At 62.7% G+C, this 24,749-nt stretch carries 24 protein-coding genes; 12 read left to right on the forward strand and 12 right to left on the reverse strand.

What is annotated here, in order from left to right:
• Window positions 1–90 precede the first annotated feature (90 nt).
• Window positions 91–756 (reverse strand): TetR/AcrR family transcriptional regulator, encoded by a 666-nt coding sequence (locus IB241_RS14245; protein WP_192298988.1) that lies wholly within the window; start codon window positions 754–756, stop codon window positions 91–93.
• A gap of 80 nt (window positions 757–836) precedes the next feature.
• On the reverse strand, window positions 837–2,738 hold the full coding sequence (gene quiC, locus IB241_RS14250) for a 3-dehydroshikimate dehydratase QuiC (RefSeq protein ID WP_192298989.1): 1,902 nt from the start codon (window positions 2,736–2,738) through the stop codon (window positions 837–839).
• 212 nt (window positions 2,739–2,950) lie between these two features.
• On the opposite strand from quiC, the gene IB241_RS14255 reads away from it, so the two are divergent.
• Window positions 2,951–4,285: an MFS transporter gene (locus tag IB241_RS14255; protein WP_192298990.1), complete on the forward strand. Its 1,335-nt coding sequence runs from the start codon at window positions 2,951–2,953 to the stop codon at window positions 4,283–4,285.
• Between the two features lies 1 nt (window position 4,286).
• On the opposite strand, the gene IB241_RS14260 is transcribed toward IB241_RS14255, so the two are convergent.
• Window positions 4,287–5,165, reverse strand: coding sequence for a DMT family transporter (locus IB241_RS14260; protein ID WP_192298991.1), 879 nt, complete (start codon window positions 5,163–5,165; stop codon window positions 4,287–4,289).
• Window positions 5,166–5,348: 183 nt separating this feature from the next.
• Between IB241_RS14260 and IB241_RS14265 the strand changes: the two genes are divergently transcribed.
• The 3 genes from IB241_RS14265 (at window position 5,349) to IB241_RS14275 (ending at window position 7,699) form a co-directional block, all read left to right on the forward strand.
• On the forward strand, window positions 5,349–5,765 hold the full coding sequence (locus tag IB241_RS14265) for a hypothetical protein (protein ID WP_192298992.1): 417 nt from the start codon (window positions 5,349–5,351) through the stop codon (window positions 5,763–5,765).
• Between the two features lie 71 nt (window positions 5,766–5,836).
• Window positions 5,837–6,724, forward strand: coding sequence for a neutral zinc metallopeptidase (locus IB241_RS14270; protein ID WP_192298993.1), 888 nt, complete (start codon window positions 5,837–5,839; stop codon window positions 6,722–6,724).
• A complete protein-coding gene (locus IB241_RS14275; RefSeq protein ID WP_192298994.1) occupies window positions 6,725–7,699 on the forward strand; it encodes an alpha/beta hydrolase in 975 nt (324 codons plus the stop codon).
• Between the two features lie 128 nt (window positions 7,700–7,827).
• Here the strand turns inward: IB241_RS14275 and IB241_RS14280 are convergent, their stop codons facing one another.
• Genes IB241_RS14280 through IB241_RS14290 form a run of 3 tightly spaced genes read right to left on the reverse strand, consistent with a single transcriptional unit; the run spans window position 7,828 to window position 9,889 of the window.
• Complete coding sequence (locus IB241_RS14280; protein ID WP_192298995.1) at window positions 7,828–8,415, reverse strand: HAD family hydrolase; 588 nt, start codon at window positions 8,413–8,415, stop codon at window positions 7,828–7,830.
• Window positions 8,412–9,281, reverse strand: a complete 870-nt coding sequence (gene tesB / locus IB241_RS14285) for an acyl-CoA thioesterase II (RefSeq protein WP_192298996.1) — start codon at window positions 9,279–9,281, stop codon at window positions 8,412–8,414. The genes IB241_RS14280 and tesB overlap by 4 nt, the downstream gene beginning before the upstream one ends.
• Before the next feature lie 38 nt (window positions 9,282–9,319).
• A complete protein-coding gene (locus IB241_RS14290) occupies window positions 9,320–9,889 on the reverse strand; it encodes a GNAT family N-acetyltransferase (RefSeq protein WP_192298997.1) in 570 nt (189 codons plus the stop codon).
• Window positions 9,890–9,964: 75 nt separating this feature from the next.
• On the opposite strand from IB241_RS14290, the gene IB241_RS14295 reads away from it, so the two are divergent.
• On the forward strand, window positions 9,965–10,885 hold the full coding sequence (locus tag IB241_RS14295; RefSeq protein ID WP_192298998.1) for a histone deacetylase: 921 nt from the start codon (window positions 9,965–9,967) through the stop codon (window positions 10,883–10,885).
• Between the two features lie 171 nt (window positions 10,886–11,056).
• Window positions 11,057–12,283, forward strand: coding sequence for a TIGR03862 family flavoprotein (locus IB241_RS14300; RefSeq protein WP_192298999.1), 1,227 nt, complete (start codon window positions 11,057–11,059; stop codon window positions 12,281–12,283).
• A gap of 127 nt (window positions 12,284–12,410) precedes the next feature.
• Here the strand turns inward: IB241_RS14300 and IB241_RS14305 are convergent, their stop codons facing one another.
• Window positions 12,411–13,745, reverse strand: coding sequence for a DEAD/DEAH box helicase (locus IB241_RS14305; RefSeq protein WP_192299000.1), 1,335 nt, complete (start codon window positions 13,743–13,745; stop codon window positions 12,411–12,413).
• Window positions 13,746–13,792: 47 nt separating this feature from the next.
• Window positions 13,793–14,689, reverse strand: coding sequence for a drug/metabolite exporter YedA (yedA, locus tag IB241_RS14310; RefSeq protein ID WP_192299001.1), 897 nt, complete (start codon window positions 14,687–14,689; stop codon window positions 13,793–13,795).
• 160 nt (window positions 14,690–14,849) lie between these two features.
• On the opposite strand from yedA, the gene IB241_RS14315 reads away from it, so the two are divergent.
• Both IB241_RS14315 and IB241_RS14320 read left to right on the forward strand, forming a co-directional pair.
• The gene (locus tag IB241_RS14315) at window positions 14,850–15,311 is read left to right on the forward strand and encodes an Lrp/AsnC family transcriptional regulator (protein ID WP_192299002.1); all 462 of its coding nucleotides are present in this window, start codon (window positions 14,850–14,852) and stop codon (window positions 15,309–15,311) included.
• A gap of 478 nt (window positions 15,312–15,789) precedes the next feature.
• Window positions 15,790–16,086: a DUF6124 family protein gene (locus IB241_RS14320; protein WP_192299003.1), complete on the forward strand. Its 297-nt coding sequence runs from the start codon at window positions 15,790–15,792 to the stop codon at window positions 16,084–16,086.
• A 156-nt stretch (window positions 16,087–16,242) separates the two neighbouring features.
• Here the strand turns inward: IB241_RS14320 and IB241_RS14325 are convergent, their stop codons facing one another.
• The 3 genes from IB241_RS14325 to IB241_RS14335 all read right to left on the reverse strand — a co-directional run bounded on the left by IB241_RS14325 (window position 16,243) and on the right by IB241_RS14335 (window position 18,222).
• The gene (locus IB241_RS14325) at window positions 16,243–16,854 is read right to left on the reverse strand and encodes a PolC-type DNA polymerase III (protein WP_192299004.1); all 612 of its coding nucleotides are present in this window, start codon (window positions 16,852–16,854) and stop codon (window positions 16,243–16,245) included.
• A 25-nt stretch (window positions 16,855–16,879) separates the two neighbouring features.
• Entirely contained in the window at window positions 16,880–17,356 is a 477-nt protein-coding gene (locus IB241_RS14330) for an NYN domain-containing protein (RefSeq protein ID WP_192299005.1), read from the reverse strand.
• Window positions 17,357–17,484: 128 nt separating this feature from the next.
• The gene (locus tag IB241_RS14335) at window positions 17,485–18,222 is read right to left on the reverse strand and encodes a DUF2076 domain-containing protein (RefSeq protein ID WP_192299006.1); all 738 of its coding nucleotides are present in this window, start codon (window positions 18,220–18,222) and stop codon (window positions 17,485–17,487) included.
• Between the two features lie 181 nt (window positions 18,223–18,403).
• Between IB241_RS14335 and IB241_RS14340 the strand changes: the two genes are divergently transcribed.
• The 3 genes from IB241_RS14340 to IB241_RS14350 all read left to right on the forward strand — a co-directional run bounded on the left by IB241_RS14340 (window position 18,404) and on the right by IB241_RS14350 (window position 21,487).
• Window positions 18,404–19,063 (forward strand): YciC family protein, encoded by a 660-nt coding sequence (locus tag IB241_RS14340; protein ID WP_192299007.1) that lies wholly within the window; start codon window positions 18,404–18,406, stop codon window positions 19,061–19,063.
• Between the two features lie 39 nt (window positions 19,064–19,102).
• Window positions 19,103–20,188: an endonuclease/exonuclease/phosphatase family protein gene (locus tag IB241_RS14345; RefSeq protein ID WP_192299008.1), complete on the forward strand. Its 1,086-nt coding sequence runs from the start codon at window positions 19,103–19,105 to the stop codon at window positions 20,186–20,188.
• Between the two features lie 279 nt (window positions 20,189–20,467).
• The gene (locus IB241_RS14350) at window positions 20,468–21,487 is read left to right on the forward strand and encodes an alpha/beta hydrolase (protein ID WP_192299009.1); all 1,020 of its coding nucleotides are present in this window, start codon (window positions 20,468–20,470) and stop codon (window positions 21,485–21,487) included.
• Window positions 21,488–21,601: 114 nt separating this feature from the next.
• Here the strand turns inward: IB241_RS14350 and hrpB are convergent, their stop codons facing one another.
• Complete coding sequence (gene hrpB / locus IB241_RS14355) at window positions 21,602–24,109, reverse strand: ATP-dependent helicase HrpB (RefSeq protein WP_192299010.1); 2,508 nt, start codon at window positions 24,107–24,109, stop codon at window positions 21,602–21,604.
• Window positions 24,110–24,324: 215 nt separating this feature from the next.
• On the opposite strand from hrpB, the gene IB241_RS14360 reads away from it, so the two are divergent.
• Window positions 24,325–24,744: a polyribonucleotide nucleotidyltransferase gene (locus IB241_RS14360; protein ID WP_192299011.1), complete on the forward strand. Its 420-nt coding sequence runs from the start codon at window positions 24,325–24,327 to the stop codon at window positions 24,742–24,744.
• The last annotated feature ends 5 nt before the right edge of the window (window positions 24,745–24,749 follow it).

Genomic DNA, 24,749 nt, shown 5'->3' on the forward strand with positions numbered 1-24,749 from the left:
ACAAATTCAACTATGGGAGCAGCTTTTGTGGGAGCGGGCTTGCTCGCTCCCACATTCAGGTTGCATTCCACTCGAAGAGTCGCGTAAGCGTCAGGCTTGCAGGTAGCGCATCACCGACTCACAGATCATCTCCCGATGTCGCTGCTTGATGGCCTCATCCGACAGCTCAATCTGAAAAATCTCACTGAATGTATGGCGGTTGGACACCCGGTAAAAGCTGAATGAATTGATCAGCAGATGCACGTCCAACGGCTCCAGCCCCTCACGAAACAAACCCAGCTCCGCGCCCCGGCGCAAGGTCGTGCCCAGCGCTTCGAGGATGTTGCTGTTCATCGCCTTGATCGACTCTGAGCGCTTCACGTATTCGGCATTGTGGATATTTTCGATGCTGACGATGCGCACGAAATCCACGTTCTGATCGTGGTGATCAAAGGTGAATTCCACCAGCCGGCGGATCGCTTCGCGCGGTTCCAGGGCGGTGAGATTCATGCGGGTTTCGGTGTTGCGGATGTCGCCGTAGAGCTTCTCCAGTACCTCGACGTACAGCTGCTCCTTGCTGCCGAAGTAGTAATAGATCATGCGCTTGGAGGTGTGGATGCGCTCGGCGATGGCGTCCACGCGCGCGCCGGACAGGCCTTGCTGGACAAACTCGACGATCGCTTCCTGCAGGATGTTTTCGCGGGTCTTTTCCGGGTTGTTCTTACGACTCTTGCGCGGCGCGTCGGACGCAGCGGAGAGGTCGGGAGTCAGGGTCATGGTGCGCTCACGGCCGTTTTTATTGTGCAGGCGCCGATTATGGGCTGCGGCGCTCCCCGAAGGAAGCACCGCACCACCGCTCACAACCGCGCTTGGCGTACCGCACCGCTGCGGGACTTGGCCATGGCCGCCAGACGCACCGCCACGTTGGCCGCGCCGTAACCGGCATAGCCGTTCTTGCGCTGGATGATCTCGAAGAAAAACCGCCCTTCGAACGGTTCGGTGTACACGTGAAACAGCTCACCGCCATTGGCGTCGCGGTCGTACAACACGTTGTAATACGCCAGCTCGCTGAGGAACTCATCGTCAAAATCAAACCGTGCCGCGAGGTCGTCGTAATAGTTGAGCGGGATGTCCAGCAGCGGCACGCCCGCGTCTTTGGCCCGGCGCACCTCGGCGAAAATGTCCGCGCAGTCGAAGGCAATGTGGTGCACACCCGAGCCGCGATAGCTCGATAGCGCGTGGGAAATTGCGGTATTGCGGTTCTCGGAAATGTTCAGCGGCAAACGAATCGAACTGCAGCGGCTGCGCAGGGCGCGGCTCTTCACCAGGCCATAGGGGTCGGGCAGCACCACTTCGTCGTCGGCCTCGAAATCCAGCAGGCTCTTGTAGAACAGCACCCAACTGTCGAGGCTGTCGGCCGGCAGCGCCATGGCCATATGGTCGATACGCAACAGGCCACCACTGGCAGCCGGCGCGGCTTGCAGGTTGAAGTCGGTGTCGTACAGCGTGCCTTCGCTGGGGTCTACCAGATAGATCAGGCTGCCATCCGGCGCACGCACGGCGGCCAGCTCAAGCTCGTTGGGCCCGACCAGCCCGCGATAGGGCTGGCCCTTGTAGGCCACCGCCCGCTCCAGGGCCTTGGCGCTGTCCTTGACCCGCAGCGCGGTGGCGCACAACGACGGGCCATGGGCCTCGAAAAAGTTGTGGGCGAAGGAATAGGGTTCGCAATTGAGGATCAGGTTGATGTCGCCCTGGCGCAACAGGCTCACGCTCTTGGAGCGGTGCTGGCCGGCCTTGACGAAGCCGAGGCGCTCCAGCCAGTGGGTCAGCTTGGCGCCAAGGCTTTCATCCACGGCAAATTCGAGGAATTCGATGCCGTCGTACTCGCTGGCAGCCGGGGTATCGAACAGAATCTGCACGGGTTGCGCCGGTGCTTGCTGCTTCAGGCGCTCGCGGGTTTTCTCCTCCAGGTACAGCAAGGAGCGCAGGCCATCCGCTGCATTGGCGCGGGTCGGCGCGGCGCGGAAACCGTCGTTGAAAATTTCCAGGGACAGCGGCCCGGTGTAGCCACTCTTGATGATCGGCGCAAGAAAGCCCGCCAGGTCAAATTCGCCTTGCCCCGGGAAGCAGCGGAAATGCCGGCTCCACTCCAGCACGTCCATGGCCAGGATCGGCGCGTCGGCCATTTGCACGAAGAAGATCTTGTCGCCGGGGATCTGCGCGATGGCGCTCGGGTCGCCCTTGAGTGACAGGGTGTGGAAGCTGTCGAGCAGCACGCCGAGGGCCGGGTGATCGACCTGGCGCACCAGGTTCCACACCTGCTGCCAGGTGTTCACATGCTTGCCCCAGGCCAGCGCTTCATAACCGATGCGCAAGCCACGGCGGCCGGCATGTTCGGCCAACAGGTGCAGATCGTCGAGCAAAATGCGTTCATCGCCGACGCAATCGGCGGAGGCGTTGCTGCACACCAGCACCAGGTCAGTGCCCAATTCCTGCATCAGGTCGAACTTGCGCTCGGCACGCTCCAGGTTGCGGGCCAGACGGTCGCGGCGGCAGCCCTCAAAGTCGCGGAACGGCTGGAACAGGGTGATGGCGATACCGAGGTCGGCACACATCTGCCTGACTTCGCGGGGGCTGCCGTCGTAATACAACAAGTCGTTTTCGAAGATCTCGACGCCATCAAACCCGGCGGCGGCAATCGCTTCGAGTTTTTCCGGCAGGGTGCCGCTCAAGGAAACGGTGGCAATGGAACGTTGCATGGGGCGACTCCCGGCAATTATTGTTTGCGCCAAATTATTCGCCCCCAGTCTACCCACAGCAATTAAAATGTACGAACCAGTTAGTTTTTGGTGCGATTATCGAACACTATGCCCGTTTACCGAATTGACGATTTTTTAGCCGCTGCGCACCATCAACGACGCAACCTGACCCAGAACACACCATAAAAATTTCAAAAAACGGGTACGACCTCATGCCTCTGCAAAACTCCGCCCTGGCCTCGCGCTCCGGCACCCCGCACGCCGGCATCGGCGACAAGATCCGCGGCGCCCTGGCCGTGGGTAAAACTCGCTGGGGCATGTTGGCCCTGGTGTTCTTTGCCACCACCCTGAACTACATCGACCGCGCCGCCCTGGGCGTGATGCAACCGATCCTCGCCAAGGAAATGAGCTGGACGGCGATGGACTACGCCAACATCAACTTCTGGTTCCAGGTTGGCTACGCCGTCGGCTTTGTGCTGCAAGGCCGCCTGATCGACCGCGTCGGTGTGAAACGCGTGTTCTTCTTCGCCGTGCTGCTGTGGAGCCTGGCGACTGGTGCCCACGGCCTGGCCACCTCGGCGGTGGGTTTCATGGTCTGCCGCTTTATCCTCGGGCTGACCGAAGCCGCCAACTACCCGGCCTGCGTCAAGACCACACGCTTGTGGTTCCCCGCCGGTGAACGTGCGGTGGCCACCGGCATCTTCAACGCCGGCACCAACGTCGGTGCGATGATGACGCCGATGCTGCTGCCGCTGATCCTGCACGTGTGGGGCTGGCAGGCGGCATTCCTGTGCATGGCCTCGCTCGGCGCGATCTGGCTGGTGTTCTGGGGCTTGAAGTACTACAACCCGGAAGACCATCCGAGCGTCAAACAATCCGAACTGGACTACGTGCAACGGGAAGTCGAACCCGAACAACCGGGTGTGCCGTTCAGCCGCATCCTGCGCATGCGCGGCACCTGGGCCTTCGCCATTGCCTACGCGCTGACCGCGCCGGTGTTCTGGTTCTACCTGTATTGGTTGCCGCCGTTCCTGAACCAGCAATACAACCTGGGCATCAACGTGACCCAGATGGGTATCCCGCTGATCATCATCTACCTGACAGCCGACTTCGGCAGTGTGGGTGGGGGGATTCTGTCGTCGTTCCTGATCGGCCGTGGCATGAACTCGATCAAGGCGCGCTTGCTGTCGATGTTGCTGTTCGCCTGCTGCATCGTCGGCGTGATCATGGCGGCCGGTTCCAGCCAGCTGTGGGTCGCAGTGTTTGCCATCTCCCTGGCCATCGGTGCGCACCAGGCCTGGACCGCCAACATCTGGAGCCTGGTGATGGACTACACGCCCAAGCACATGATGAGCACGGTATTCGGCTTCGGCGGGATGTGTGCGGCCATCGGCGGCATGTTCATGACCCAGATCGTCGGCCATATCCTCACCGTGACCAACAACAACTACACCGTGTTGTTCACCCTGATCCCGGCGATGTACTTCATTGCGCTGACCTGGATGTACTTCATGGCGCCGCGCAAGATCCCTACCGTAGACGTCTGATCTACCTGCGCCGCTGCTGCCAGGCAGCGGCCAACCCGCTCATGCAGATCACCCCGATGCCGACCACCGTGGTCAAGTCGGGGGTATGGTTGAATACCAGCCAGCCCAACAACCCCGCAAACACGATCTGGCAATAGCCGAACGGTGCCAGCAACGCCGGTGCCGCGAAGCGGAACGCCTGGGTCAACATCAAGTGCGCAGTCATCCCGCAGGTGCCCAGCGCCAGCATCAACACGCCATGCCACAGCGTCGGGACCTGCCAGAAGAACGGCACCATCGCGCTCATCACCAGGGTGTTGCACAGGCCGGCGAAGAAGTTGCTGGTGGTCGGGCTGTCGTATTGGCTCAGGATGCGCGTGAGCAGTTGGTAGAAGCAGAAGAACAACGCCGAACACAGCGGCAGCAGCACCGCCGGGGTGAACAGTTCGCCACCGGGGTGGATGATGATCAGCACGCCGACAAACCCGCAGATCACCGCCAGCCACTGGCCGCGCGTAACGTGCTCACCGAGCAGCGGCACCGACAGTGCTGTCACCAGGATCGGTGCAAGGAAGTTCACTGCCGTGGCTTCCGCCAGGGGGATGTAATGCAGCGCCGTGGTAAAGAACAGGCTGGTACCCAGCAGGCACAACGCCCGCACCACCTGCATTCCCGGCCGTTTGCTGCGCAGTACGCGCAAGCCCGATTGCGGCAGGAAAATCCCGGCCATCAACAGGGTATGCACCAGATAGCGCGCCCAGACCACCATCACGATCGGGTAGAACCCGGCCAGGTATTTGGACAAGGCGTCGTGGCTGGAAAACAGGAAAGTCGCCACCACAATCAGCAAGATGCCTTTGAAAGGATGGTTGACGCCGGAGAGGGGAGTGCTGACGGTCATTGAGTTCTCTTGCATGACGGGCTGAACGCGGGCTGCTCAACCCGGTAATCTAGCAGCCGGGCTTGCGTCTGCCCCAAGAGCATAACCAAACACTGTGCGAACAGCGCACTAAATCATGGGATTCGAGTCCAACCTCGCACGATCGCCCACGCATTGCACACTTTTTATCCAAGGCCTGCCACTATGAAAAAAGCCCTGTTTGTTCTCTCTGCCATCGCCCTGCTCGCCGCTTGCGGCCAGGAAGCCAAGGACGCGCCCAAACCGGCGCCCGCCTCCGTGCAAGCGACCCTGGTGCCGGCCACCCCGCCCACCGACCAGTGGGTCGGCAAGTGGGTCGGCGTCGAAGGCCTGTACCTGACCATCGCCAAGGACGACAGCGTCGGCCGCGGGCATTACATCATCACCATGCAATACGGCCTCGACGCCGGCGACTCCGGCACCTTCAAAGGTGAAGCCGCCGAAGACGGCATCGCCTTCACCCGCCCGGACGGCCCGCAATTGCTACGCGCCGGCGACGGTGCCGCCACTGGCCTCAAGTGGCTGGCAGATAAAAAGGACTGCCTGGTCGTGGCGAGTGGCGAAGGCTACTGCCGCCAATAACGTCCATACTCCAACGAACTTGCCACAGTTAAGTTTCAACTTATAAAAGGCTTATCGAGAGGATTGCCCCCATGCTATGGAAAAAAGGCCGACGCAGCGACAACGTGGTGGACGCCCGCGATGACAGTGGCGGCGGCGGTGGCGGCATGCGCTTTGGTGGCGGCAAGGGCCTGAGCCTGACCGCGATTGTGCTGATCGTCGGCATCGGCTGGCTGACCGGCCAGGACCCGTTGCAGATCCTCGGCCAACTCACCGGGCAGATGGAGCAGGCGCCGTCGGTCAGCACCCAGACGCGCCAGGCGCCAGCGGCCAATGACGAACAGGCCGACTTTGTCCGCGCCGTGCTCGGCGATACCGAAGACACCTGGGCCCAGGTGTTCCAGGAAAACGGCCTGACCTACAAGAACCCGAAACTGATCCTGTTCCGTGGCCGGGTGAATTCGGCCTGCGGTGGCGCCACCTCGGCCAGCGGCCCGTTCTATTGCCCGGCCGACCAGCAGGTCTACCTGGACCTGGATTTCTTCCGCGAAATGTCGCAACGCTTCCAGGCCGCCGGCGACTTCGCCCAGGCCTACGTGATCGCCCACGAAGTCGGGCACCACGTGCAGACGTTGCTCGGCATCTCGGCCAAGCTCCAGACGGCCCGCCAACAAGGCCGGCAGATGCAGGGCGACGGCGGCCTGCTGGTGCGCCAGGAACTGCAAGCCGACTGCTTCGCCGGCGTGTGGGCCAACCATGCGCAAAAACGCTTGAACTGGCTGGAGCCCGGCGACATCGACGAAGCCCTGAACGCCGCCAACGCCATCGGCGACGACCGTTTGCAGCAACAGGGCCAAGGCCGCGTGGTGCCGGACTCGTTCACCCACGGCACCTCGGCGCAACGCGTACGCTGGTTCAAGACCGGCTTCGCCCAGGGCCAGATCACTCAGTGCGATACCTTTTCCGCCAAGAGTCTCTAAATGAATAAACGACTGGCATTGCTGCTGGGTCTGTTCGTCAGCTGTTCTACGTTCGCCGCTGGGCACGACATCAAGGACAGCGACCTCGATCGTTTCCCACTCAAGGCCGGGGATCTCAGCCTGGGCTTGAGCCAGGACTGGCGCCAGCCGCTGCCAGACGTCACCCGCGCGCTGATCATCGTGCATGGCCGCCTGCGCGATGCCGCGGCCTATCTGCAAAGTGGCGAACAGGCCGCCGAGAATGCCGGGCAAGCCACCCACACCCTGGTGATTGCACCGCGCTTTCTGACGGAGGCGGATGCGCGGCACGAGCATCTGGACAAGCGGATACTGCGCTGGACCGACAACGGCTGGATGGCCGGCGAAGCGTCCACCGGCCCGGGCCCGATCAGTTCCTATGGCGCCCTCGACCAGATCATCAAGCACCTGGGCAACCGCAAGCTGTTCCCGGCGCTCAAGGAAATCGTGGTGGCCGGGCACTCCGGCGGTGGCCAGGTGATACAGCGTTTTGCCCTCACCAGCCACGATCATCCCAAGCTGCAAAGCGAAGGCATCGGCCTGCGGTATGTGGTGGCGAATCCTTCGTCCTACGCCTACTTCAGCCCACAGCGGCCGGTGCCGTTCGATGCCGCCAGTTGCCCAGGCTTCAACGACTGGAAATACGGCATGCAGAACCTGCCGGCCTATGCCAAAGGCCGCAGCGTCGAACAACTGGAGCAGGCTTACGTGTCACGTGACATCACGTACCTGCTGGGCCAGCAGGACATCGACCCGAAGCATCACGCGCTGGATATAGGCTGCGAGGCACAAACCCAGGGCGCGTATCGGTTGATTCGTGGGCACAATTATTTCGACTACCTCAAGCAGCGGCATCCGCAGTTGCGTCATACGCTGGTGGAAGTGCCCGGTGTCGGGCATAACGGCGATGGGATGTTTACGTCGCCGCAGGGGCAGAAGGTGTTGTTCACGCAATAAAACTGTGGGAGCGGGCTTGCCCGCGAAAGCGGTGGGTCAGTCGATCGATGTATAGCTGACACACCGCATTCGCGAGCAAGCCCGCTCCCACACAAGCCAGTTCCCACAGTTGATCTTCATTATCAGTGTTAGATCATCCGGCGCAAGGCCGCGCAGTCCTCGGCATGCCAATCGGCAAGTTCCGGCCACGGGTTCTGCGCCAGGTTGACCAACACCGTCCGCGCCCCCGCCGCCCGACCGCACTCCAGGTCAAAGCGATAATCCCCGACCATCACCATTGTGCTCGGCGCCACATCCCACGCCGCCGCCAGTTTCAACAAGCCATCCGGGTCCGGCTTGGGCTGCGCATCATCACGCCCCAACACGTCCTCGACGGCAAAGCAGTCTGCCAAACCAATTGCCTCCAGGGTGATGTGCGCCAGTTCCCGCGCATTGCGGGTCAGGATGCCCAGGCGATAACCGCGCCCGGCCAGTTCACGCACCAGTTCCACTGCGCCCTCGGCCGCGACCGAGCCCAGGGCCAGCTCGCGCTCATGTTCCAGCAACCACCCATGCTTGGCCGCTGCGAGGTCCTGGGGCAGGGCGGCCAGGTGCGTGAGGATGTCGTCCTGCGCAGGAATCTCCAGCGCCTGGCGGATCGCCGCAAAGTCATGCACGGCCACCGTCAGGGTGCCGTCCATGTCGAACACCCAGTGCTTGATGTGCGACAGGCTCACGTCCAATCCTTGCGATGGCGGATCAAGCCTTCCTGCGTTACCGAAGCCACCAATTGCCCCGCGCGGTTGTACACGCTGCCACGGGAGAACCCACGGGAATTGCCGGCCCACGGGCTGTCCATGGCGTAGAGCAACCAGTCATCGGCGCGCAGGTCGGCGTGGAACCACAGCGCGTGGTCGAGGCTGGCGACCTGCATATCTTTCTGCCACACGGTCTTGCCATGGGGCAGCAACGAGGTGGTCAGCAAGCCGAAGTCCGAGGCGTAGGCCAGCAGGTATTTGTGCAGCGCAGGCGTGTCGGCCAACGCGCCGTCGGCACGAAACCACACGTACTTGACCGGGTCGGACGGCTGCGGGTTGAACGGGTCTTTTTCGGTGACCGGGCGCACTTCGATCGGCTTGGGGCACAGCAGCTTGTCGCGCATATGCTCGGGGATCAGGTGCGCGCGTTGCTGGGTCAACTCCAGCTCCGACGGCAGGTTTTCCGGGCCGACCACCACGGGCATGGTGCTCTGGTGTGCGAAGCCCTCTTCGTCGTACTGGAACGAAGCGCTGCAGGTGAAGATCGGGTTGCCCTTCTGGATCGCGGTGACCCGGCGCGTGCTGAAACTGCCGCCATCGCGCACACGGTCGACCGAATACACAACCGGCAATGCCGCATCACCGGGACGCAGGAAATAGCCGTGCAATGAGTGCACATGCCGCGCTTCTTCTACGGTCTGGCTGGCCGCCGACAGCGACTGGCCGAGCACCTGGCCGCCGAACAGTTGACGAAAACCCAGGTCCTGGCTGCGGCCGCGAAAGAGGTTTTCCTCGATCGGCTCCAGGGTCAGCAAGTCCACCAGATCTTCCAATACTTGGCTCATAGAGCAACTCCTACAATCTATGGGGCATTCCGGTCTGCTTATCCGTGCAGCGTGTCCAACCATTGGGCGCGGGTGATGCGGTACAACACATGATGGCGCAGCGGGTCATCGGCTGCGACCTTGGGGTGTGCAAAATCTGCCAGGGGATCGTAATGCATACCGATGGCCTGCATGACTTTTTGTGATGGCATGTTGGCTTCGGTGGTAAAGGCGACGACTTCATCCAGCTGCAAGCGATCGAAGCCGCAGCGCAACGCCGTCCACGCCGCTTCGCTGGCGTAGCCCAGGCCCCAATGTTCGCGGGCCAGGCGCCAGCCGATTTCCACCGCCGGGGTGAAGGCGGCGTCAAAGCTGACATGCTGCAAGCCGGTCAAGCCGATGAACTCGCCGCTGTCCTTGCGCTGCAAGGCCCACAGGCCGAAGCCATATTCGGCGAAGTGGCCACGAATGCGGCCGATCAATGCGGCGCTTTCCAGGTGGCTCAGCCTGGCCGGGAAATAGCGCATCACCTGTGGGTCGGCGCACATGCGCGCAAACTCCGGCAGGTCGCTGTCGCGCCATTGGCGCAGCACCAGGCGCGCACTTTCCAGTTCGAGTATCGGCTCCATGGGTCCCCTCCCTTGCCATGTGCGTGAGTGTACAACGCGGGTAAGATCCGTCGCAGGTTCCCGTCAGATAATCCCATGCCTTTACCACTGATCTACCACGATGATTACAGCCCCGCGTTCCCGGCGGAGCACCGCTTCCCCATGGACAAGTTCCGCCTGTTGCGTGACCACTTGGTGTCCAACGGGTTGACCGAGGACCGCCAACTGCTGCGCCCGCAACTGTGCCCACCCGAGATCCTGGCGCTGGCCCATGACCCCGGCTACATCGAACGCTACATGGGCGGTGAACTGTCCCGCGAAGACCAGCGCCGCCTCGGCCTGCCGTGGAACGAAGCCCTGGCGCGGCGTACCGTGCGGGCGGTGGGCGGCTCGATCCTCGCTGCCGAACAGGCGCTGGAACACGGCCTCGCCTGCCACCTGGCGGGCGGCACGCACCACGCCCACTACGATTACCCGGCGGGCTTTTGCATCTTCAACGACCTGGCGGTGATCAGCCATTACCTGCTCGCCAGCGGCCGGGTCAATCGCGTGCTGATCTTCGACTGCGACGTGCACCAGGGCGACGGCACCGCACGCATCCTCCATGACACACCGGAGGCCATCACCGTGTCGCTGCACTGCGAAAAGAACTTCCCCGCACGCAAAGCCCAGAGCGACTGGGACATCCCGCTGCCCATGGGCATGGGCGACGGCGACTACCTCAAGGTGGTGGACGACGCGCTCAATTACCTGCTGCCGCTCTACCAGCCGGACCTGGTGCTGTACGACGCCGGCGTCGACGTGCACAAGGACGACGCCCTCGGCTACCTCAAGCTGACAGACCAAGGCGTCGCCGCCCGCGATGAAAGCGTGATGCGCCACTGCCTGGGCCGCGACATCCCGGTGATGGGCGTGATCGGCGGCGGCTACAGCAAGGACCGCCCTGCCCTGGCCCGCCGCCACGGCATCCTGCACCACAGCGCACAACGGGTGTGGACGTCATCAGGTTGTCATTGAGTTGTGCGCGTTACCCACAATGCCTGTGGAACGGCCTGTGGATAACTTGAGCGTAAGCACCTAAGAGTCAATATCTGTAAGGCCTGTAGGAAGCTGTACATTTTTTGATCAGGCGTTTGCGCTGTCCTCGGGTAGAATGCTCGGCCTGTTTATCCGACCGTAGCCCTCGCCATGCCCCAGACCGCACCCCAACACGTCACCATCATCGGCGGCGGCCCCGCCGGGCTGATGGCCGCCGAAGTCTTGAGCCAGGCGGGGCTGCACGTGGACCTGTACGACGGCATGCCGTCGGTGGGGCGCAAATTCCTGCTGGCCGGTGTTGGCGGCATGAACATCACCCACTCCGAAGCCTACCCGGCGTTTCTGTCGCGCTACGCCGAACGAGCGCCGTACATCGCCCCGCTGCTGCGTGGGTTTGGCGCCGAAGCGTTGTGCGAATGGATACATGGGCTGGGTATCGAAACCTTTGTCGGCACCTCCGGCCGGGTGTTTCCTACTGACATGAAAGCCGCCCCCCTACTGCGCGCCTGGCTCAAGCGCCTGCGCGACCAGGGCGTGGTTATCCACACCCGGCACCGTTGGACCGGCTGGAATGCCCACGGCGATTTACTTATCCACAGTCCCGACGGCGAAAAAACCGTGCGCGGCGAAGCGGTACTGTTGGCCCTCGGCGGTGGCAGTTGGTCGCGCCTGGGTTCCGACGGTACGTGGCTCAAGCTGCTGGAAGGCAAAGGCGTGCCCTGTGCCCCGCTGCAAGCGAGCAACTGCGGCTTCGAGGTGTCGGCCTGGAGCGAGTTGATGGTCAGCAAATTCGCCGGTGCGCCGTTGAAAAACGTCGCCATCGGCTTGGGCGACGACAAACCCCGGCTGGGGGAATGTGTGATCACCGCCGCTGGTATCGAAGGCAGTTTGATCTACGCGTTGTCGGCGCCGATTCGCGAGGCGATCAACACAACCGGTTTGGCCACCGTGAATATCGACCTGTTGCCGAGCAAGCCTGTGGATAAGGTTCAAGCTGCATTGGCCAAGCCCCGTGGTTCGCGCTCGATGAGCAAACACTTGCACAGCCAGTTGGGGCTGGATGGCGTGAAAGCGGCGTTATTACGCGAGTTGGCGCCCGCCGAACACTTCAACGATCCGGCGCAATTGGCCGCCGCCATCAAGGCCCTGCCGCTGACCCTGGTGAAAACCCGGCCGATGGACGAAGCGATCAGCACCGCCGGCGGCGTGCCGTTCGAAGCGCTGGATGAGAGCTTGATGCTCAAACAATTGCCAGGCGTATTTTGTGCCGGAGAGATGCTGGACTGGGAAGCGCCGACGGGCGGGTATTTGCTGACGGGGTGTTTTGCCAGCGGGCGAGCGGCTGGGCGGGGGATGGTGGAGTGGCTTAAACGCTGAGGTTTGGATTCAAAGCCCCCTTCGCGAGCAAGCCCGCTCCCACATTTTGACCGCATTTTCATGTCGAAACTCGGTCGAGTGTGGGAGCGGGCTTGCTCGCGAAGGGGCCATCAGCCACAGCGCAAAATCACTTCTTCTTACGCGGCCCGGTATTAAACACCGGCACCTTGCGCACCGGCTTGATCGAAGGCTCGGCCGGCGCCGCGTCACCACTGTCCACCCACTTGCCCAGGTTGCGCTTGCCGCCACCACCGGAAGTTTTAGGTTTCTTCGGCTTTTTCGGTTTCTTCACCACCTGGCCGCTGGCATCGGTGTCCGGCACACGGTGCTCCGGTTCAAAGTCCGGCTCCATCTTGCGGGTCAACGTCTGACGCGTGAGCATCTCGATGGCCGACAGCATGTTCACTTCATCGGCACACACCAGGGAAATCGCCTCGCCGGTGTTGCCCGCACGCCCGGTGCGGCCGATGCGGTGGATGTAGTCCTCGGCCACGATCGGCAGGTCGAAATTGACCACCAGCGGCAGGTCTTCGATGTCCAGGCCACGGGCTGCCACGTCGGTGGCCACCAGGATCTGCACTTCGCTGGCCTTGAAGCGGTCCAGCGCACGCTGGCGGGTCGCCTGCGGCTTGTCGCCGTGGATGCCATCGGCGTTGATGCCCAGGCCCTGCAATTTGTCCACCAGCGCGTCCACGCCGTTACGGGTCTTGGCGAACACCAGCACCTGTTTCCAGCGACCCTTGCGCATCAAGTGCACAAACAACTCCGGCTTGCGCTTCTTGTCCACCGGCACAACCCACTGCTTCACGGTGTTGGCGGCAACGTTGCGCGGGCTGACTTCGATGCTCAGCGGGTCGTTGAGCATCTGCCCGGCGAGCAGGCGGATGTCATCGGAGAACGTCGCGGAGAACAGCAGCGTCTGGCGCTTTTTCGGCAGCATGCGGTAGATGTTCGCCAGCTCTTCCGAGAAGCCCAGGTCGAGCATGCGGTCGGCCTCGTCCAGCACCAGGGTTTGCAGCTGATTGAGTTTCAGCGCGTTCTGGCGGAACAGGTCGATCAGGCGGCCAGGGGTGGCGACCAGGATGTCGACGCCCTTGCGCAGCTTCATCATCTGCGGGTTGATGCTTACGCCACCGTATACCGCGTAAGTGGTCAGCGGCAGGTTTTGCGCGTATTCGGCGACGCTGGCGTGCACCTGCTCGGCCAGCTCACGGGTCGGGCACAGGATCAGTGCACGCGCCGAGTTGGCGGCAACTTTCGGCCCTTCCATGGTCAGCAGTTGCAGCAATGGCAGAGCAAAACCGGCGGTCTTGCCGGTGCCGGTCTGGGCCGCAGCCATCAAGTCGCGACCGGCCAGCACCGCTGGAATGGCTTGCGCCTGCACCGGCGTCGGGGTCTGGTAGCCAAGCGTGTCAAGGGCGCGCAGCAAGGGTTCGATCAGGCCAAGGGAGGCGAAAGTCATGTAGTTACCGTAGGAAAATTCAGCGCAAGCACGCAATGCGCCGCAGTTTACCTTATTTCCGGCTTGGGCTTGCGCCACTGGGGCAGGCTGATCAGCAGGACCGCGCTGATGATCACCAACATCGCCAGGGCCTCTTCCATGCCGATGGTCTCACCGACAAACACAATCCCGAGCAACACCGCCACCGCCGGGTTGACGTAGGCATAGCTGGTCGCCGCCGCCGGGCGCACGTGCTTGAGCAGGTACATATAGGCGTTGAAGGCGATGATCGAACCGAACACGGCCAGGTACGCCAGGGCCAGCCAGCCTTCGACGGGAGGCATGGCGTGCAGGCGTTCGCCGGTGAGTGCGCTGCCGATCAGCAGCGTTACGCCCGCCACCAGCATCTCCGCGGCACTGGCCATCGCCCCCTGGGGCAACGGCAGACGTCGGCTCCACACCGAACCGAACGCCCACGAAGCGGCCGCAAACAGCAGCAACGCGGCGCCCATCGGGCTCGATTGCAAGGTGCTGCCCATGTTGAGCATGGCGATGCCAGCGATCCCCAGGATCACACCTGCCCATTCCAGACGGGTATTACGTGCGCCCCAGAAATAGCCACACAACAACGTGAACAACGGCACCGTCGCCACCGCCAGCGCGGCCACCCCGGACGACACCCCGGAGTGCTCGGCCAGCGTCACCGCGCCGTTGCCGAAGGTCAGCAGCAAAATGCCGATCTTCGCGCACGCCTTCCACTGCTCCCACGTCGGCGCCGGCACCCCGCGCCAGCGCAGGAAGCCATACATCACCGCCCCCGCCGCCAAAAAGCGAATCCCGCCGAGCATCAGTGGCGGCCAGTACTCCACGCCGATGCGGATCACCAGGTAGGTGGACCCCCAAATCACATACAAGGCAAAAAAGGCGGCGATCAACGGTAAGGGAAAGCGACTTGGGCCAGGCATTGGGTGGCTCTATGGCAGGAGATGGGATGCTTATTCTAAAAAGGCAGGCCTTTAAACTTAAGTTACAAAACCTGTTTAAACCGCCCATACACTTTTCAAAGCATGGTTGTGAGGGCTATAACCCACGCTTTCGAAAGCCACCCAGCATTGGAGCCTTATCATGGACAAATACGACCGCATGCTCCTCAGCGCCCTGCTCGCCGACGGCCGTGCGTCCTACGCGCAACTGGCGCGCACAGTAAACCTCTCGGCCCCGGCCGTGGCCGAACGCGTGGCCAAGCTGGAGGCCAGCGGGGTGATCACGGGTTATCAGGCCAAGGTCGACCTGTCCAAAGTCGGCTTGCCGATCCAGTGCGTCATTGAGTTGCGCTTGACCAACCACGGCAGCCAGAAGGTTTACGACGCCCTGGCGGAAATTCCCGAGCTGACCGAATGCCACCGGGTGACAGGTGATCCGTGCGTGATCATGCAGGCGGCGGTGGGCTCGATGCCGGAGTTGGAGAACCTGATCAACCGGGTCGCGAAGTTCGGGTTCAGCAAGACGTCGATTATTTTGTCCAGCGCGATAGAGCGGCGGGTGCCGTTGGCGCAGTTGGAGAGCAATGGGAAAAATGGTGGCTGACTCCGATCGTTCCCACGCTCTGCGTGGGAACGATGAACAGGCCAGCTCCCACAGTTGGAATGCATTCAACTGTGGGAGCTGGCTTGCCTGCGATGACGTCAGTTGCCTCACAGAGGACTTGAGCGCTGTTCAATTTCAATGGCCAGCAAGACCGATCTCTTTCATTTGAGGGATGTTTCCTAGAGAATTCCACGGCCTTGTTTCCGTCGGATCAGGTAGCTAGTCTCGCTCAGTCATCGAACACTTGATGATGGGACGTGCAAGTCCGACCAAACAAAAGCCGCTCAGATGCCTTACTTCTTCGTTGCTCAGTTTTTGATACGCAGCATCGATATTTTTATGGCAGCCGTGCGCGGGAGATCCTCGGATCTGCTGGGTTTACCTTTTGTCCCGGTCTTGCACACCCGCGTACTGCTGCCACCCTCATTTGCGTGCAAGCGAATGATGCAGCTCCTTACAACACAAAAGGAGTTTCACCATGGTCAAAGTAACCCCCGACCCACCCAGCTTTCTCAGCGAAGACGCCCTACTCCACCGCCGAGCCATCGACTACTACCTCAAAGCGTCCGCCCCGGATGCGCCCAATTTCATTCTGAACGACAACCTGAGTTTCGAAGACGCCCTCGCCCATGCGGCGGATTTGCTGCATTGCGCGGTAGAGACAGCACACTCATCGGCAGAATCAATGAATGTGCAGCAGCGGGCAGTGATGCATCTGGTGGAGATGGCGAAGGTGGTCGTGGATCAGACGCTGAACTGCACACAGTCTCGATGAACGACACATAACCCCTGTGGGAGCGGGCTTGCCCGCGAAGGCGGTGTGTCAGTCAATATTTCCGGCGACTGATCCACCGCTTTCGCGAGCAAGCCCGCTCCCACACAAGCCCGCTCCCACATTTTTGATCTTTGGGGTTCTTGGGGTTGTGGTGGCTCAGAAGCCGCGATGTTTTTTGAGGTGTTCGGTGATTTTTGCCGCCGGGACTTTCTGCAAGCTGCACAGCAGGTCGTGGGACAGTTCGCGCAAACCATGGGTACCGCGCAGTTCCTGCGCCAGGTGCGCCGTAAGGTTGGCCGCCATTTCCGCGTCCGCCATCGCCCGGTGAGCCTTGCCGGTGTGGGGCAACTGGGCGAACGCATTCAGGGTGCCGAGTTTGTGGTTCGGCGCCGAGGGCATCAAGCGCCGCGCCAGCAGCAGCGAGCAGGCAAACTTCTGCAGGCGGGTGCGGCGGATCAGGCCCAGCTCGAAGTCCCAGAACTTCTGGTCGAACGCGGCGTTGTGCGCCAGCAGCGGGGTGGTGCCGACGAACTCGTTGACCTCGTTCATCACGCGCTCGGCCGGCGGCGCGCCGCGCAGCATGGCGTTGCTGATGCCGGTGAGTTGTTCGATGAACGCGGGCACGTGCACGCCGGTTTTCATCAGGCTCTGGTAGCGGTCCACGATCTGACCACGCTCAAGGATGACCACGGCGATTTCCGTGGCGCGGCACTGGCTGCTCGGGCTGATGCCGGTGGTTTCAAAGTCGATGACCGCTATACGTTCCAAACCTGTTCCAACTCCGTTCCACAATTTATTTGAGCAGCAGCGCGCCTTCGATCGGCACGTAGCGGCTGGCCGCACGTATCAACGAGTTGGCGGTCAGCCCCGGCACGCCGTAGGCCACGGCTTCGACGCCATGCTTGTTGATGATGCGTTCGAGCAGCATGTCGAAGTCTCCGTCACCGGAAGCCAGCACGATTTCGTCGACGTGGTCCGCGGCGTCCATGATGTCGAGCGTGATGCCCACGTCCCAGTCGCCCTTGGCCGAGCCGTCGCTGCGCTGGATGTACGGCTTGAGTTTTACCGTAAAGCCCAGGTTGCGCAGGATCTGCTGGAACTGTTGCTGCTTGCTGTCGCCACGGTCGATGGCATAGGCGTACGCCTCGACGATCTGCCCGCGGGCGCTGATGTCAGCCCACAGGGCGGCGTAGTTGAAGTGGCAGCCATACGCTTGGCGCACGGTGTAGTAGAGGTTTTGTACATCGGCGAACACTGCAATTTTCTTCACCGCACTTCCCCATGACAGCCACTTGGATGCCGGACGCGCACGTCCGCAAAGGCGCCAGTATGCCAGCCATGGGGAAGTTTCCGAGAAAAATCAGCCCGGCGCGACAAAGCGCACCGGGCTTGGGAGCATCAGACGAAGGAATCGTCGTCGCCGAAGGAGGAGGAATCGTCGGAATAATCGCTGTCGGCAAAGCTGTCCGAGTTGTTGCTGCCCCAGTTGTCGTTGCCGGCAAACTTCTGGTCGTCATTGCCCCAGCCACCTTGATCGCTGGCCGGTGCCGGTTGCTCGATGATTTCTTCCACCACCTGCGGCTGCTGGTTGTGATGGAACAGGCTGCTGATGCCTTCCGCCAGCAACACACCGCCGGCCACGCCAGCGGCGGTTTTCATCGCACCGCCGAGGAAGCCGCTGCCAATCGGGGCGGCGGCAGCGGGAGGCTGTTGATAATTTTGTTGCGGCGCAGGCGCCTGGTTGAACGACGGCCGCGCCGGTTCACGCCAACCACCCGTAGACGCCGGAGCGCTCTGGGCCGGTTGCTGCTCACGGGAACCGCCACCGCCAAAGATGCTCGACAGAAAACCACCGCTGCTCGGCGCTGGCTGGGCCGATTGGGATTTGGCTTGTTGCAACTCTTCCTGCAACTGCTGGATCTGTTGCGCCTGTTGCTTGTTCTGCGCGTCGAGGCTCTTGAGCGCGTGTTCCTGCACCAGGATCGACTGGGTCATGTAGTACCCGGCCGCCGGTTGGCGCGTCATATGCTCCTTGATCCGCGCTTCGGCCAGGGCGTCGCGGGGGGCTGAGTCCGTTTCGGCTTGTTGCAACCGTGAAAACAGTCCATCGATCAGGGTTTGCTCTTCGCTGTTCATGGCGACCTCGTTAGATTGCCGGTAGAAATCGTGGTCCCGCCTGGAGTCAGGCTGAGGTACATGCTAGTTATGGGGATGTTACGAGTTGTTTCAATGGTCTTTACTCAAGGTTTACGTTTGCTTACGTCCGGTCACGATCGGTTAAAGTGTTGCCCTTGCTTTCAGGCCTGCGATGAACTTGATGAATCCGTTAGATGTACTGCGCGACTCCCTCCGCTTCACTCAACGCAACCTGGGCGCCATCGTCCAGCTGTGCCTGCCGTTGGTGATTCTCGAAGCCTTGCTGCAACAAGTGCTCAACCACGTGGTGGGCCCCGATGCCTTCCCCGGTTTCAGCGTGGTGGTGGGGTTGTTGGTGTACCCGCTGTACACCGGCGCGTTGATCCTGTTTCTCGACGCCCGCACCCGAGGCGAGTCGCCGCGCACCAAGGATGTGTGGGCCATGGCCCTGACCCTGTGGCCACGTTTCGCGCTGCTGACGGCTATCAGCACCTTGCTGATCCTGCTCGGGTTGTCGTTGTACTTCCTGCCGGGCCTGTGGCTGATGGTGGTACTGGCCTTTGCCGAATACCTGCTGGTGCTGCGCGGCATGACGGCGCTGGAAGCGATCAAGGAGAGTTTTCGCCTGACCCGCGGGCACTTCTGGCGCATCCTCGTGTGCCTGCTGTGCGTGATGACGCCGCTGTGGCTGCTCAAGGGCGCCAGTGTCGCGGCCTATCCAGAGCCCGCGCCGTTGCTGGGGCTGGTGATGGACAGCGCCCACAGCTTCCTGCAACTGTTCACCAGCGTGGTGCTGTTCCGTTTATTCATGCTGATCGGTGGCGATGCCGACGCGCGGTGATATGCTCCTGGCACCTCTGAAACGCCATAAGCCGAGCCGATGACCCGTTTATTGCGCATCACCTTACTGGGCCTGCTGATTCTCGCAGGCTTACTCACCGCCCTGATCCACAGCCTGACCTGGCGCCCCGCCGACAAGGAAATCCTGCCCGTCAGCTGCGTGGCGCCGCGTGCGCCGACCCTGTTGCCGGGGCAGGCGCTCAAGGTCATGACCTGGAACGTGCAATACCTGGCCGGCAAGAACTACGTGTTCTGGTACGACACCGCCGACGGCAGCGGCCCCGATGAGCGCCCGACCGTCGAAGACATGGCCTTCAGCCTGGACGAAGTGGCGCGGGTGATCCGCGACGAGCAGCCCGACCTGCTGCTGTTGCAGGAACTCGACGAAAACGCCAAGCCTTCCCACTACCAGGACCAACTGGCCCTGTTGCAAGAGCGTCTGGTCGACCTCTACCCGTGCAGCGCCCAGGCCTTCGACTGGAAAGCCGATTTTGTCCCGGACCTGCACATCTTCGGCAGCGTCGGCCGCAAGCTGGCGACCCTGAGCCGCTACCAGATCGAACACGCCGAGCGCCTGCAATTGCCCGCGCCCGAGGCGAATATCTTCAGCCGCCAGTTCCAACCCAAACCGGCCCTGCTGCTGACCTACCTGCCCCTGAGCGACGGCGGCCAACTGGCGGTGCTCAATACCCGCCTGGACGGCGATGCACCTGGGCGCAGTGCGGTGCAAGAGCAGGTCCAGGCCACGGTCAAACTGCTGGATAAATTCGAAGGCCGTGGCACGCCCTGGCTGATCGGCGGGGATTTCAACCTGCTGCCCCTGGGCCAATTCCTACGCCTGGACGCCAGCAAACGCGGGCAATATTCGCCGGACAGTGAGCTGCACCTGCTGTGGGATAAATACCCGATGATCCCAAGCAACAGCCAATCCAGCGGCATCGACCGTGAGAAATGGCTAACGCACTTCCCCAACGACCCCAGCCTCGACGGCCCGGATCGCACCCTCGACTACCTGTTCTACAGCCCGCGCCTCAAGCGTGTAGAAGCCCGGGTGCGCCAGGACGACACCCTGCGCATCTCCAACCACCTGCCCGTGATCGCCCGCTTCCTGCTCCCCACCTTGTAGTGAGCGGGCTTGCCCCGCGCCGGGTGGCGCAGCCGCCCCAATCCCATGCACCTCGGTCTCCCTGAAACACCGCGGCGGACCATTTGGGGCGGCTGCGCCACCCGGCGCGGGGCAAGCCCGCTCACTACATTGTCCTTTTTAAGGGGACAATAAATCTCGAATCAGCCTAATTGTCTCTCACTCGACCAGGTCGTAAATTTCTTCCCAAGCCAGCACGCAGACAGCCAGAGGCGCTGAAGCGGCCTTCCAATTCCAATACTTCAAGTGAGCCCAAACGACATGAACACCCTCAACAAAGCCCTGACCGCCACCCTCCTCGCCCTGTCCATCGGCAGCGCTTTTGCCGCCGAAACCGCGGTGCCCGAGCACCAGACCCAGGCGTTCCTCAACGCCCTCGCCGCTGGCGGCGGTCGCCCGTTGGAGCAACTGAGCCCCAAGGATGCACGGGCCGTGCTGACGGGTGCACAGAACTCGGTGAAGGTCGACATGTCGGGCATTCAGGTCAGCGACAAGACCATCCAGGCCGACGGCCAGCGCATCAAGCTGACCATCGTGCGCCCTACCAACGTCAAGGGTGAGTTGCCGGTGTTCATGTACTTCCACGGCGGCGGCTGGGTGCTGGGCGACTACCCGACCCACGCCCGCCTGATTCGTGACCTGGTGGTGGGCTCCGGCGCCGTCGCGGTGTATGTGGACTACACGCCGTCGCCGGAAGCGCACTACCCGACCGCGATCAACCAGGCCTACGCGGCGACCCGCTGGGTCGCCGAGCACGGCAAAGAGATCAACGTCGATGGCACGCGCCTGGCGGTGGCCGGCAACAGCGTCGGCGGCAACATGGCGGCGGTGGTGGCGCTCAAGGCCAAGGAACAGCACTCGCCGACACTGCGCTTCCAGCTGCTGCTGTGGCCGGTGACCGACGCCAGCTTCGACACAGCGTCATACCAGCAGTACGCCGAAGGCCACTTCCTCACCAAGAACATGATGAATTGGTTCTGGGACAGCTACACCACCGACACCAAGCAACGCGCCGAGATCTACGCTTCGCCGTTGCGCGCCACCCCGGCACAGCTGACGGGCCTGCCACCGGCGCTGATCCAAACCGCCGGGCTGGACGTGTTGCGCGATGAAGGCGAGGCCTACGCCCGCAAGCTGGACGCGGCGGGTGTGGATGTGACGGCGGTGCGCTACAACGGGATGATCCATGACTACGGCTTGCTCAACCCACTGAGCACTGTCCCGCAAGTCAAAGCCGCGATGCGTCAAGCCGCAGGTGAACTGAAAGCCCACCTCAACTGATCCAAACACCGTCCTGTAGTGAGCGGGCTTGCCCCGCGCTGGGTGGCGAAGCCGCCCCACGATTTTGGGAGCGCTGCGCACTCCAGCGCGGGGCAAGCCCGCTCACTACAGGTTTTATTTGCGCGGTTTGATGCGGGCGGTGGCTTCGGCTACCAACGGGTCATCCGGCCAGTAGTGTTTTGGATAGCGGCCCTTCAGATCCTTCTTCACTTCGGCGTAGGTACTGCGCCAGAAGTTCGCCAGATCTTGCGTCACCTGCACCGGCCGTCGCGCAGGGGACAGCAGGTGCAGCTTGACCACCTGACGCCCGCCGGCGATGCGCGGCGTATCCGCCAGACCAAACAGTTCCTGCAAGCGCACCGCCAGAATCGGCGGCTGCTCGCTGTAGTCCAGACGCACCGACGAGCCCGACGGCACTTTCACATGCTGCGGTGCCAATTCGTCAAGGCGCTGGGGCAGCGGCCAGGGCAGCAGGTTGTGCAGGAAGCTGGAAATATCCAGGTTGGCGAAGTGGCTCAAGCGCGACACCTTGCCCAGGTACGGCATCAGCCAGTGTTCCAGGCTGGCGAGCAAGGCGCTGTCGCTGATGTCTGGCCATTCGCTGGGTTTGCCGGCGTCGAGGTGGCGCAGCAGCATGACGCGGGCTTGCCATTGGCGCAGCTCGGGGGTCCACGGCAGCAACTCAAGGCCTTTGCGTCGCACCAGGTTGACCAGCGCCTGGCTGCGCGCGGATTCGTCGAGGCCGGTGAGCGGCTCGCGGCTCAGCACCAGTTCGCCGACTTTGCGCTGGCGCTCGGCGCGCAGCACGCCTTCGCGTTCATCCCAGTCGAGTTGGTCGACATTGCGCACTTGCTCGGCGAGCACCGTGTCGAACAGCGTCGGATCAAAATCCGCCGCGAGGTAGATACGTTCTTCGCGCTGGCCCTGGCGGCTGCCGAGGTCAGCGATCACCAGCCAGGCCTGTTTCATCAGGCTGTCAGCCTCGGCAAACAACGCGGCGCGGCCGTTGGCCAGGCGGTATTCGGCGCCACCGGGGCGACGTTGCTGGGCGACGCGGTCCGGGTAGGCCAGCGCCAGCAAGGCGCCGAGCCAGCGCGGGTGGTCGGGGTCGGCCACTGCCTGCGTGGCCTGGCCCCTCAGGTAGCCACGGTATTGGCGCGCCAGTTGCCTGGCCCGTTGCACGCCGCCCTGGCCGCCGCGTGCGCGTTCTTCACCGGACAGCAGCGCCAGGCGGCTGTGCAGATCCGCGCCGCCACCGCGCAAAATGTCGCGCTCGCCCAACAGCGCGGCGACATCACACGCGGTCGCCGCCAGCCCCAGGTCCTGGCCGCGCAGTAGCAAATGGGCGATGCGCGGGTGGGCCGGCAGCTCGGCCATTTTCTGGCCGTGGGCGGTGAGCGTGTCGTCATTCAAGGCGCCGAGACGTTCGAGCAAATCCTGGGCCTGGGCGTACGCAGCGGTGGGCGGCACATCCAGCCAGACCAGTTGCGTAGGCGTGACACCCCAACGCGCCAGTTGCAAGGCGAGGCCGGCGAGGTCGGCGGCGAGGATTTCTGCACTGCCGTAGGCGGCGAGGCCCTCGTGCTGGTCTTCGGACCACAAGCGGTAACACACCCCCGGTTCCAGGCGCCCCGCCCGACCGGCGCGCTGGGTGGCACTGGCGCGGGAAATGCGCTGGGTGTCGAGACGGGTCATGCCGCTGCCCGGGTCGAAACGTGGCACCCGCGCCAGCCCGGCGTCGATCACCACGCGCACGCCGTTGATGGTCAGGCTGGTCTCGGCGATGTTGGTGGCCAGTACCACTTTGCGTTTGCCGGCGGGCGCCGGGTCGATGGCCGCGCGCTGCGCGTTGAGGTCGAGTTCGCCGTGCAGCGGGCATAACAGCACATCGCTGCGTTCAGCGAGGGCGTCAGCCAGTTGCTGGTTGACCCGCCGAATCTCCGCCTGACCGGGCAGGAACACCAGCACACTGCCGCTTTCATCGTGCAGCGCGTCAAGGATCGTCTGCACCACGCGCGGCTCGATGAACTCCCCGGCCTGATACGGCCGGCCCCAGCGCATCTGTACCGGGAACATGCGCCCTTCGCTGCGCAGGATCGGCGCGTTGTCCAACAGCACAGACAAGCGTTCGCCTTCAAGGGTGGCGGACATCAGCAGGATTTTCAGCGGCTGCTCATCGCGAAACAGTTCGCGACCGTTGAGGCTCAGGGCCAGGGCGAGGTCGGCGTCGAGGCTGCGCTCGTGGAACTCGTCGAAGATCAGCAGGCCCACGCCGTCGAGCGCCGGGTCGTCCTGCAGGCGGCGCGTGAGGATGCCTTCGGTGACCACTTCGATACGGGTGTTGGGGCCGACCTTGCTGTCGAGGCGGATGCGATAGCCGACCGTCTCGCCGACTTTTTCGCCCAACTCGCTGGCCAGCCGCTCGGCTGCCGCGCGGGCGGCGAGGCGGCGTGGTTCGAGCATCAGGATGGTTTGCCCGGCCAGCCACGGCTCGTTCAACAGGGCCAAGGGCACACGGGTGGTTTTACCGGCGCCGGGCGGTGCTTCCAGCACGGCTTCATGGCGATTCGCCAAGGCGTCACGCAGGGCGGGTAAAACATCATCGATGGGCAACGAATTCATACTGGCTCCAAAGCAGAGCGGCGAGTATAACGGCGAACTGCCGAGTACCGGTGATGGTCACAGAAACGGTTAAATGTGGGAGCGGACTTGCTCGCAAATGCGGTCTGTCAGTTGATGGATATGCGACTGATACTCCGCATTCGCGAGCACGCCCGCTCCCACACTGGATCTTCGTCGCTTATAGTCCCGTATCAATCGTATTCAGGAGATTCCCCATGCGTATCGCTTCCCGTGTCATCGGCGGTGTCCTCGCCGTCACCCTGCTGAGCCAATTGACGGCCTGCGGTTCGATCTTCTACCCGGACCGCCGTGGCCAGATCGACGGCAAGATCGACCCGGCGATTGCCGTACTCGATGCCGTGGGCCTGCTGTTCTATGTGATCCCCGGCCTGATCGCCTTCGGTGTGGACTTCGCCACCGGCGCGATCTACTTCGAACCGGGCAAGACCGCCCAGGTGGCCCCCGAGAAGCTGCACGAAGCCATCGGCGCCGACGGCAAGGTCGACAACGCCAAGCTGCAATCCATCATCCAGAAAGAAACCGGCCGCAACCTGCCGCTGGACGACCCGCGCCTGATCCAGTTCAAGGGTAGCGTGCAGCAACTCGCCTCCCTCGGCCTAAAACCCGCCGCCTGAGGTTC

It is taken from the genome of Pseudomonas sp. PDM05 (assembly GCF_014851685.1).
Classification (GTDB): domain Bacteria; phylum Pseudomonadota; class Gammaproteobacteria; order Pseudomonadales; family Pseudomonadaceae; genus Aquipseudomonas.